Here is an 11750-nt window from a genome sequence, read left to right as displayed (position 1 = left end):
TTATCCTCCGATCAATTCTGTTACTTCATTCCATATTCCACTTTGTTCTACTTCTTGTAGAGCCTCTTCTATTGAATCACATAATACTGTGATATGACCCATTTTTCTTTTGATTTTTGCTTCTTTTTTTCCATAAAGATGAACCTTCCAATTCCCAAGCTTAGGGATCCGTTTGATCACTTTCTCTTGATGTTCTCCTAATATATTCACCATAATTGCTGGTTTTAATAGCTCTGTTTTCCCTAATGGCCAATTGCAAACCGCTCGAATATGCTGCTCGAACTGAGAGGTCTCACATGCCTCTATCGTATAATGCCCTGAGTTATGCGGTCTTGGTGCTAGCTCATTTATGAATATCGTATCATTCTCGGTTAGAAACATTTCAACTGCAAGCGTTCCGACAAGCTCTAGTGACTCTGCAATTTGCTGTGCTTTTTGAATGGCTTGCTCTTGAGCTGTAAGGCTAATCCTTGCTGGAACAATCGTTTCATGTAGAATATTGTCAATATGGATATTCTCTCCGACCGGGAATACAGTTGTTTCCCCAAGACTGCTTCTAGCAATAATAACGGAGATCTCTTTTTGAAAAGGAATCCATTTCTCTAGAACGCAAATGCCACGATCTACAAGCTGTTTAGCCTGGTGGATATCCTTCTCTTCTCTTATTACTAGCTGACCTTTTCCGTCATATCCACCTCTCGCCGTTTTTAATACAGCTGGGTATCCAAGGCTCTCTATGTTACTAGCAATATCCTCTATTTTTTCGATGACAGCATATGGCGCAACCTCAACTCCAGCTTGTTGAATTGCTTGCTTCTCCTTCACACGGTGCTGCGTGATTTCAAGAAGCTTTGTCCCCTGCGGTACATAGGTGTTGTGGCAAAGCCAATCTAAAGCTGCTGCATCAATGTTCTCAAATTCATACGTAATCACATCGCTTACGGCAGCCAATTGCTTAATTGCTTCTAGATCATGGTATTCACCCACGACTTTGATATCAGATACTTGGCCACAAGGAGAATCTTCAGTCGGATCAAGTACAGCTATTCGAAATCCCTGTGCCTTAGCAGCAATTGCTATCATACGGCCGAGCTGTCCTCCGCCAATAATGCCTATGGTTTGTCCTGGTAATATTACTTTATTAGACAAGGTCATCACTACTTTCTAATACAGCATTTTTCGTTTCTTCTCTTAGCTGATCTAATTTATCTGCTAATGACGGTTGAAACGCTCCAAGAATCTGCCCTGCTAATAACCCCGCATTCGTTGCCCCCGCTTTCCCAATGGCTACTGTTGCTACTGGAACTCCTCCAGGCATTTGAACGATTGATAGGAGGGAATCAAGCCCATTTAATGCTTTCGATTGAACAGGAACACCAATGACTGGTAGGGTCGTCTTTGCTGCCACCATTCCAGGTAAGTGTGCCGCTCCCCCTGCTCCAGCAATAATGACTTTAAACCCTTTTTCTCTTGCCTGTTGTGCATATGTAAACATGAGATCCGGCGTACGATGAGCAGATACAACCTTTTTTTCATACCCAATTTCGAGCTTTTCAAGTACCTCACATGCATGTTTCATCGTTTCCCAGTCTGACTTACTTCCCATTATCACGGCTACTTGATTCTCCATGTTCTCCCTCCGTACCATAAGTTATATTAGAATTCTAAGCTTGTTTGCTTAGATGAAAGTGGATTTTGCCGGTTAATTGTCTATTAAACAGATAAAAGCCCAAAACAAATTGTTTCCACAACAAGGGAAAGCAATTTGTCCGGGCTTAAAAGGAAACGACCCCATAATAAAAGGACCTGTTTCGATAACGGGCATATCAGCTTTCCCTCATAGTCCAATAATTTACGGTCATTGGGTAGAAACTTATGGGCCATATTCCCATTATTATATGAGGGCTAAATTTATGTTCGTGTTTTTACTACCTATATCTTATCAACTCTGATTTGAACATGTCAACTAAAAATCGAACAATTATTAACTTGATTTATATAATGTTCGTGTTTTAACCTATTCTATTCTCTTCGCATCAAATATAATTTTTCTACCAGCAGGTTCATAATCTACCTGACCATTTTTTGTGATTTCTTTGAAAATAGGCTTTTCCGTACGGCGAACCGGGAAATACCCCTCCTCTTTTATTCGCTCTAGACAACAACTAATGGTTTCATTTTCCAAAACTTCAAACTGCTTTCTATTTGGCTGGCTCATGGAGATAACTTTCCTTTCTTAACAGATTTCACCCAGAAGCCACCATGAATGGTCTTCGGCTCATATGCAATAATAAACGCTTTAGAGTCCAATTCCTTAATGGTCTGATAGAGCTTCAATTCATATTTTCTAGGTGTCAAAATTTGCATCGCCATTCGATTTCCTTCTAAACCATTTGCTGCCCAGCTGGTTACCCCATACCCTTTTTCACGTAGAATTTTGGGAAGATCTTTATCATATTCCTTCGTAATCACATTGACAGTGATGTATCCTAGAGCAAGCTTTTCTTCAATTTTCATTCCTACCACAACACCAATTCCATAACCGATTGCATAAGCAATAAGGTTCTGAATCTCATTTAAATTATCCAATACTAGTCCTAGTCCAACGACATAAATTAGTACCTCAACTGTGCTAATAGCAGCTGCAGTGTACCTTTGTCCTTTTAACGTTAATATCATTCGTATCGTAAAAAAAGACACGTACACGATATTTATCACCAATATTATGGCTACCATTACAAAACTGTTTTCTAACACTTTACTCCTCCTTTCAAGTCACACATGGAGGAAATCTTCTACAATTTCCTACTAAGCGTTTAAAACGTAGCAATTTTCTTTCACCAAGCTGTTAATTTCCTATTTTACATAAGAAAAAGTTCTTTATGAAGTGTTTTATCTATTTTTTTAAAATTCGGTATACTACTCACTTACTTATTAAGTATGTTTTCCTGTTTCTTATTGGATGAAACAATATTTCCCCAATAAAAAAAGGACGAAATCGCCCTTTTATCCTAACACTACATATCCGAAATACAGTACAAGTACAAGTGACAAAGCAAATAAGATCAAGAAGTTTTTAACAGGCTTCCCTTTCTTGCCTCTAGATAATACTAGTTCCATTGATGCAATTACAAGTACACCGATTAACGTTTTCAGTAAAGCTAAACTAGAAAATTGATAGAGTGAGAGGAGATGACCACCTGTTGCTAAAACAAGCAAATAAAACAACCTCAAAATCATGTGTGTGATCTTTTGCCCTCTCATATTTCCTTTTCTAAGTAGACTAAAGCTCACAAAAAATAAGATAAGAGCGATAAACCAAGTTGTAACATGTGCATGAATCATTCTAATTCCTCCTATAAATAACTTCATTTGTAGAATAACAACCATCTCTAAAAAATTTCTAAAGGAACTATTAAATTTTTATTAAATAAAGATAAAAAACAAACCTACAGCTTAAAACGATAGCCTGCTCCCCATATTGTTTCAATATGTTGGGGACTTGAAGAGTTGCTCTCTACTTTTTCACGAAGCTTCCGAATATGAACCGTTACTGTCGCAACATCTCCGACTGATTCATACCCCCAAATCCGCTCAAATAGTTCTTCTTTCCTAAATACATGATTTGGATTATTCACTAAAAATAGCAATAAGTCAAATTCCTTAGAAGTTAACATCACTTCCTTACCATTTACAAATACCTTTCGATCCTCCACATCCATTTGGATATTTCCTACTATAATTTCCTTGTTTTTTGCCCCATTCTTTCCGATTAATCTCTCATACCGTGAGATGTGCCCCTTCACTCGAGCAACTAATTCACTTGGACTAAATGGCTTCACTAAGTAATCATCTGCTCCTAAACCAAAGCCCCTTATTTTATCAATATCTTCTTTTTTCGCTGATACAAAAATAATGGGGACATCCTTTTCTTTGCGGATATGCCTACAAATGTCAAAGCCATTTATATTCGGAAGCATTAAGTCTAGAATAAACAGATCATAGGTTCTTTCCATAGCAAGCTTTAGCCCCTTATCCCCTTCAGACTCAATATCGACTAGATATCCCTCGGCTTCTAAATAGTCTCTTTGCAATTCTGCAATACTTGAATCATCCTCGATAATCAGAATATTCTTCATGTTCTTACCACCCTTTTTAACGTAAAATGGATTTCTGTACCCTCTATCACATTCGGATTAACCCAAATGTCACCACCGTGCTCCTGAATAATTTGCTTAGCAATGGCTAAGCCCAAACCACTGCCTCCTCGTTGACTCGTTCGAGAAGCATCCGCTCGGTAAAAATGTTCAAATATAAACGGCATAGCCTCCTTCGCTATTCCTGGACCATTATCTTTAATTACAACCTCAACAACATCGGCTCTAACCTCACAAGATAACACCACTTGTCCATTTTCTTTATTCATATATTTGATACTATTTATTATAATATTCGAAAACACTCTCATTAACTTTTCACGATCCGCAAAAGCATAGATAGGCTTATCTCCATTATGGGCAAATGAAATGGAAACTCCTTTTTCTTCAAACTCAAGAGAAAGACCCTCTACACAATCCTCCATATATGCAATCAAATTGACATGATCAAAGTTAAAAGGAATTCGCTTAAGGTCGAGCTTAGAATATAAGAAGAGCTCATCAATCATTCCATCCATATCATTTGCTTTTTTATAAATGGTAGAAATATAACGTTCAAATTTCTCTGGGCTATTTGCAATCCCGTCCTGTATCCCTTCAACATACCCTTTGATGGAGGTAATCGGCGTTTTTAAGTCATGAGATATATTGGAAAGTAAGAGCTTCCGATTTTCCTCATACTTCAATTGAAGATCCAGTGACTTTTGCAATTGATCACGCATCTCCTCAAAGGAAGATGATAGAGCACCTATTTCATCATTTCGATTCGTCTCAATTTCAAAGTCCAAGTCTCCATCCATGATCTTCTCTGTTGCATCTTTTAATGCTGTTAATGGCCGGATAATATCCCTTGATACAAGATAAGATATCGTACCATTCGTTATCACGAGAATGAACAATAACATCACAAGTAGCCAGGGAAAATACTTTAACGTAAATTGCTCAATCAGACTCGCTTCCTTTACAAGAAAGATACTTCCTTGCTGCTGATCTGGAAAATAGAAATCGTGCTGCTCGAATTTAAACGGCTTCTGTTCGATGGTCACATAATCATGAGAATGCTTCTTAAATGCTCCAAAAGGAGTTAAGAATTCAGCAAATGAGTAGCTATTAATTTCCTTTGAACGAAAGATGATATCCTCTTCTACTCGGACAATTAAAAATAGATTTGATTCACTTAAGCGCTCACTAATTTCCTCTAGATACTCTGGATTAACTAATTGGTTCGAGCTGTATGTAGTCATCAGCTTCAAGTGCGAGAAGATTTCATGCTCTACTTCTGCTTGATTTTTATTTAATTCTGGATTAATAAAATAATCCTTTCCCGCAAATAAAAAAAACAAAGCAGTAAGAGCCATTAAAAACAGCAGTACAGGAACAATAAATATGGCAATGTACGAAGAAATTAACTTTTTTCGTATAGTCATTATTAGGTCCACTCCATTAGTAAGGATGTGTTCATAGATACATAGGTTTTTGAAACATGGTGTGACATCTTCTTCATTATCTTATCATGTTCACAGAAAACGATGCTTCACCTTGGGTAACTCCTTGTCTAGTACGAATATAAGGATAACCTAGGATTCTAAAGCTTTTCTAAACTATTTATTAATATTTTCTTAAATAAGCTTGTGAAAACGAAGTGTAGGAAATTTTGAGGGTGGGTGGTTAGGGTAGTTTAGGGTATTGGATTGGTAAAGTGAGATGGTGTTGGTGTGTGATACATTTGACTGAGCGTTCGCTCCTTTTTCATGCAATACGCTCACTATCTCACTGTTTTCGCTCACTATTATTATTTTCCGCTCGCATTCGAGCTATTTTCGCTCAGATTAGACAAATATTCGCTCACAGGGTCTCTATTTTCGCTCATAATAACATATTCATAGGTCTGTATAGATTATTAGATTTATATTCACCTTTATTTATTCTATTTTTGTTAGTTTAACAGACGTTTTCTAACATATTGTAGTAAAGGACAGCTGAATACATTTAAGAGGGGGCAGGATTTGTTTCAAAATTGATAAATAGTAAAGGCCTCATAGACTAATTTTTTGTAAAAAGAAAGCCCGCACTTTTTCTTACTTCCGCTTGAATTCTTCAATATTTAATTATAGGTGTTCTAAAATGACGTATTATTGCCCTTAAAACATAAAAAAAGTAGCTCCATATGAGCTACTTTTTTGTTGCCTGGCGACGTCCTACTCTCACAAGGGGACAGCCCCTAACTACCATCGGCGCTGAGAAACTTAACTTCCGTGTTCGGCATGGGAACGGGTGTGACCTTCTCGCCTTTATCACCAGACTATTTTAATTTGAGGTTTGTTCCCTCAAAACTAGATAATGTATAGAAGAAAGAATTACGGTAATGCCATTGAATTGACTAGTCCAGCTACACGGCTCCTACCTTCTATCGAAGTTGTACAGTCGCCTTCGCTTTCTTATTTGGTTAAGTCCTCGATCGATTAGTATCAGTCAGCTCCACATGTCACCATGCTTCCACCTCTGACCTATCAACCTGATCATCTTTCAGGGATCTTACTAGCTTGCGCTATGGGAAATCTCATCTTGAGGGGGGCTTCATGCTTAGATGCTTTCAGCACTTATCCCTTCCGCACATAGCTACCCAGCGATGCCTTTGGCAAGACAACTGGTACACCAGCGGTGCGTCCATCCCGGTCCTCTCGTACTAAGGACAGCTCCTCTCAAATTTCCTACGCCCACGACGGATAGGGACCGAACTGTCTCACGACGTTCTGAACCCAGCTCGCGTACCGCTTTAATGGGCGAACAGCCCAACCCTTGGGACCGACTACAGCCCCAGGATGCGATGAGCCGACATCGAGGTGCCAAACCTCCCCGTCGATGTGGACTCTTGGGGGAGATAAGCCTGTTATCCCCGGGGTAGCTTTTATCCGTTGAGCGATGGCCCTTCCATGCGGAACCACCGGATCACTAAGCCCGACTTTCGTCCCTGCTCGACTTGTAGGTCTCGCAGTCAAGCTCCCTTGTGCCTTTACACTCTACGAATGATTTCCAACCATTCTGAGGGAACCTTTGGGCGCCTCCGTTACTCTTTAGGAGGCGACCGCCCCAGTCAAACTGCCCACCTGACACTGTCTCCCGCCCCGATCAGGGGCGTGGGTTAGAATTTCAATACAGCCAGGGTAGTATCCCACCAATGCCTCCACCGAAGCTGGCGCTCCGGCTTCCAAGGCTCCTACCTATCCTGTACAAGCTGTACCAAAATTCAATATCAGGCTACAGTAAAGCTCCACGGGGTCTTTCCGTCCTGTCGCGGGTAACCTGCATCTTCACAGGTACTATAATTTCACCGAGTCTCTCGTTGAGACAGTGCCCAGATCGTTACGCCTTTCGTGCGGGTCGGAACTTACCCGACAAGGAATTTCGCTACCTTAGGACCGTTATAGTTACGGCCGCCGTTTACTGGGGCTTCGATTCAGAGCTTCGCTTACGCTAACCCCTCCTCTTAACCTTCCAGCACCGGGCAGGCGTCAGCCCCTATACTTCGCCTTGCGGCTTTGCAGAGACCTGTGTTTTTGCTAAACAGTCGCCTGGGCCTATTCACTGCGGCTTTTCAGGGCTATTCACCCTAAAAAGCACCCCTTCTCCCGAAGTTACGGGGTCATTTTGCCGAGTTCCTTAACGAGAGTTCTCTCGCTCACCTTAGGATTCTCTCCTCGCCTACCTGTGTCGGTTTGCGGTACGGGCACCTTTTTCCTCGCTAGAGGCTTTTCTTGGCAGTGTGGAATCAGGAACTTCGGTACTTTATTTCCCTCGCCATCACAGCTCCGCCTTATGGTAACGGGATTTGCCTCGTTACCGGCCTAACTGCTTGGACGCGCATATCCAACAGCGCGCTTACCCTATCCTCCTGCGTCCCCCCATTGCTCAAACGGAAAAGAGGTGGTACAGGAATATCAACCTGTTGTCCATCGCCTACGCTTTTCAGCCTCGGCTTAGGTCCCGACTAACCCTGAGCGGACGAGCCTTCCTCAGGAAACCTTAGGCATTCGGTGGATGGGATTCTCACCCATCTTTCGCTACTCATACCGGCATTCTCACTTCTAAGCGCTCCACCAGTCCTTGCGGTCTAGCTTCAACGCCCTTAGAACGCTCTCCTACCACTGACATCGTAGATGTCAATCCACAGCTTCGGTGATACGTTTAGCCCCGGTACATTTTCGGCGCGGAGTCACTCGACCAGTGAGCTATTACGCACTCTTTAAATGGTGGCTGCTTCTAAGCCAACATCCTGGTTGTCTAAGCAACTCCACATCCTTTTCCACTTAACGTATACTTTGGGACCTTAGCTGGTGGTCTGGGCTGTTTCCCTTTCGACTACGGATCTTATCACTCGCAGTCTGACTCCCATGGATAAGTCTTTGGCATTCGGAGTTTATCTGAATTCGGTAACCCGATGGGGGCCCCTAGTCCAAACAGTGCTCTACCTCCAAGACTCTTACTACATGAGGCTAGCCCTAAAGCTATTTCGGAGAGAACCAGCTATCTCCAAGTTCGATTGGAATTTCTCCGCTACCCACACCTCATCCCCGCACTTTTCAACGTGCGTGGGTTCGGGCCTCCATCCAGTGTTACCTGGACTTCACCCTGGACATGGGTAGATCACCTGGTTTCGGGTCTACGACCACATACTCATTCGCCCTATTCAGACTCGCTTTCGCTACGGCTCCGTCTATCCAACTTAACCTTGCATGTAATCGTAACTCGCCGGTTCATTCTACAAAAGGCACGCTATCACCCATTAACGGGCTCTAACTACTTGTAGGCACACGGTTTCAGGATCTTTTTCACTCCCCTTCCGGGGTGCTTTTCACCTTTCCCTCACGGTACTGGTTCACTATCGGTCACTAGGGAGTATTTAGCCTTGGGAGATGGTCCTCCCAGCTTCCGACGGGATTTCACGTGTCCCGCCGTACTCAGGATCCACTCAAGAGGGAACGAAGTTTCAACTACAGGGTTGTTACCTTCTCTGACCAGCCTTTCCAGGCTTGTTCGTTTACTCCGTTCCTTTGTAACTCCGTATAGAGTGTCCTACAACCCCAAGAGGCAAGCCTCTTGGTTTGGGCTAATCCCGTTTCGCTCGCCGCTACTCAGGGAATCGCATTTGCTTTCTCTTCCTCCGGGTACTTAGATGTTTCAGTTCCCCGGGTCTGCCTTCCATATCCTATGTATTCAGATAAGGATTCCATCCCATTACGGATAGAGGGTTTCCCCATTCGGAAATCTCCGGATCAAAGCTTACTTACAGCTCCCCGAAGCATATCGGTGTTAGTACCGTCCTTCATCGGCTCCTAGTGCCAAGGCATTCACCGTGCGCCCTTTCTAACTTAACCTATAAGCTTTCAATACACATCGCATCTCTTCGTCAGCTTCCTTCGCTCCGCTCCTCATGTACGTAAGTACATTCCGGTGCTCACTCAGTTGCTTCCTCGACCTGCTCGTGTCTTGAAACCTTCTAATTTCTTGTTTAGAGAAAATCTTAAGATTGGCGATTACTCGGTAATTCTTTTTTCTTCTATATTTCATTATCTAGTTTTCAAGGAACAAGTTCACTTTCTTCTATAATAAGAAGAGAGTTTGTTATAGAGAGATTGCTCTCTCAAAACTAAACGAACCATAAGCGTCAACTTTCATGTAAATATCCTTAGAAAGGAGGTGATCCAGCCGCACCTTCCGATACGGCTACCTTGTTACGACTTCACCCCAATCATCTGTCCCACCTTAGGCGGCTGGCTCCAAAAGGTTACCCCACCGACTTCGGGTGTTACAAACTCTCGTGGTGTGACGGGCGGTGTGTACAAGGCCCGGGAACGTATTCACCGCGGCATGCTGATCCGCGATTACTAGCGATTCCGGCTTCATGCAGGCGAGTTGCAGCCTGCAATCCGAACTGAGAATGGTTTTATGGGATTGGCTAAACCTCGCGGTCTTGCAGCCCTTTGTACCATCCATTGTAGCACGTGTGTAGCCCAGGTCATAAGGGGCATGATGATTTGACGTCATCCCCACCTTCCTCCGGTTTGTCACCGGCAGTCACCTTAGAGTGCCCAACTGAATGCTGGCAACTAAGATCAAGGGTTGCGCTCGTTGCGGGACTTAACCCAACATCTCACGACACGAGCTGACGACAACCATGCACCACCTGTCATCCTGTCCCCCGAAGGGGAACGCCCTATCTCTAGGGTTGTCAGGAGATGTCAAGACCTGGTAAGGTTCTTCGCGTTGCTTCGAATTAAACCACATGCTCCACCGCTTGTGCGGGCCCCCGTCAATTCCTTTGAGTTTCAGTCTTGCGACCGTACTCCCCAGGCGGAGTGCTTAATGCGTTAGCTGCAGCACTAAAGGGCGGAAACCCTCTAACACTTAGCACTCATCGTTTACGGCGTGGACTACCAGGGTATCTAATCCTGTTCGCTCCCCACGCTTTCGCGCCTCAGCGTCAGTTACAGACCAGAGAGTCGCCTTCGCCACTGGTGTTCCTCCACATCTCTACGCATTTCACCGCTACACGTGGAATTCCACTCTCCTCTTCTGCACTCAAGTTCCCCAGTTTCCAATGACCCTCCACGGTTGAGCCGTGGGCTTTCACATCAGACTTAAGGAACCGCCTGCGCGCGCTTTACGCCCAATAATTCCGGACAACGCTTGCCACCTACGTATTACCGCGGCTGCTGGCACGTAGTTAGCCGTGGCTTTCTGGTTAGGTACCGTCAAGGTACCGCCCTATTCGAACGGTACTTGTTCTTCCCTAACAACAGAGTTTTACGATCCGAAAACCTTCATCACTCACGCGGCGTTGCTCCGTCAGACTTTCGTCCATTGCGGAAGATTCCCTACTGCTGCCTCCCGTAGGAGTCTGGGCCGTGTCTCAGTCCCAGTGTGGCCGATCACCCTCTCAGGTCGGCTACGCATCGTTGCCTTGGTGAGCCGTTACCTCACCAACTAGCTAATGCGCCGCGGGCCCATCTATAAGTGATAGCCGAAGCCATCTTTCAGAATCCTAACATGTGTTAGGAGCCATTATCCGGTATTAGCCCCGGTTTCCCGGAGTTATCCCAGTCTTATAGGCAGGTTGCCCACGTGTTACTCACCCGTCCGCCGCTAATCTTTAAAAGCAAGCTTTTAAAGATTCGCTCGACTTGCATGTATTAGGCACGCCGCCAGCGTTCGTCCTGAGCCAGGATCAAACTCTCCATTAAAGAGTATTGATTAGCTCAATAGTTAAAACAAATTAAAACGTTGACGTTATGGTTCGTTTAGTTTTCAAAGAACAATCATTGTCGCCGAGAAGCGACTTTACTAATATAACACCTTAGTATTTTTTCGTCAATACCTTTTTTAAAAAACATTGACCCATTCTTAAACACCTATGGTGTTAATTATTTATCTAAAAGACAACTTTGTGTCTTTCGCCTGGCGACGTCCTACTCTCACAAGGGGACAGCCCCTAACTACCATCGGCGCTGAGAAACTTAACTTCCGTGTTCGGCATGGGAACGGGTGTGACCTTCTCGCCTTTATCACCAGACTATTTTAATTTGAGGTTTGTTC

At 43.4% G+C, this 11750-nt stretch carries 7 protein-coding genes, 4 rRNA genes and 1 riboswitch; all 11 genes read right to left on the bottom strand.

The window, feature by feature from the left end:
• The 11 genes from purK to rrf (LS684_RS02220) all read right to left on the bottom strand — a co-directional run bounded on the left by purK (position 1) and on the right by rrf (LS684_RS02220) (position 11727).
• Positions 1-1155, bottom strand: coding sequence for a 5-(carboxyamino)imidazole ribonucleotide synthase (gene purK / locus LS684_RS02270; RefSeq protein ID WP_233809536.1), 1155 nt, complete (start codon positions 1153-1155; stop codon positions 1-3).
• Entirely contained in the window at positions 1142-1630 is a 489-nt protein-coding gene (gene purE, locus LS684_RS02265) for a 5-(carboxyamino)imidazole ribonucleotide mutase (RefSeq protein WP_233809534.1), read from the bottom strand. The genes purK and purE overlap by 14 nt, the downstream gene beginning before the upstream one ends.
• Positions 1631-1820: 190 nt before the next feature.
• Positions 1821-1922, bottom strand: a riboswitch (purine riboswitch).
• Between the two features lie 95 nt (positions 1923-2017).
• The gene (locus LS684_RS02260) at positions 2018-2218 is read right to left on the bottom strand and encodes an NETI motif-containing protein (protein ID WP_233809532.1); all 201 of its coding nucleotides are present in this window, start codon (positions 2216-2218) and stop codon (positions 2018-2020) included.
• The gene (locus tag LS684_RS02255) at positions 2215-2757 is read right to left on the bottom strand and encodes a DUF2179 domain-containing protein (protein WP_233809530.1); all 543 of its coding nucleotides are present in this window, start codon (positions 2755-2757) and stop codon (positions 2215-2217) included. Before LS684_RS02255 ends, LS684_RS02260 begins: the two co-directional genes overlap by 4 nt.
• Before the next feature lie 249 nt (positions 2758-3006).
• Positions 3007-3345, bottom strand: a complete 339-nt coding sequence (locus LS684_RS02250) for a YisL family protein (protein ID WP_233809528.1) — start codon at positions 3343-3345, stop codon at positions 3007-3009.
• A 104-nt stretch (positions 3346-3449) separates the two neighbouring features.
• Complete coding sequence (locus LS684_RS02245) at positions 3450-4139, bottom strand: response regulator transcription factor (protein WP_233809526.1); 690 nt, start codon at positions 4137-4139, stop codon at positions 3450-3452.
• Positions 4136-5584, bottom strand: coding sequence for a sensor histidine kinase (locus LS684_RS02240; protein WP_233809524.1), 1449 nt, complete (start codon positions 5582-5584; stop codon positions 4136-4138). Before LS684_RS02240 ends, LS684_RS02245 begins: the two co-directional genes overlap by 4 nt.
• Positions 5585-6342: 758 nt before the next feature.
• A 5S ribosomal RNA gene (rrf, locus tag LS684_RS02235) occupies positions 6343-6459 on the bottom strand.
• Between the two features lie 140 nt (positions 6460-6599).
• A 23S ribosomal RNA gene (locus LS684_RS02230) occupies positions 6600-9532 on the bottom strand.
• 315 nt (positions 9533-9847) lie between these two features.
• Positions 9848-11398, bottom strand: a 16S ribosomal RNA gene (locus LS684_RS02225).
• A gap of 212 nt (positions 11399-11610) precedes the next feature.
• Positions 11611-11727, bottom strand: a 5S ribosomal RNA gene (gene rrf, locus LS684_RS02220).
• The 16S, 23S and 5S rRNA genes sit together here, the layout of an rRNA operon.
• Between the last annotated feature and the right edge of the window lie 23 nt (positions 11728-11750).

It is taken from the genome of Cytobacillus spongiae, assembly GCF_021390075.1.
Note: the sequence above shows the minus strand (reverse complement) of the source record. Positions and strands in the feature narration are given on the sequence as shown.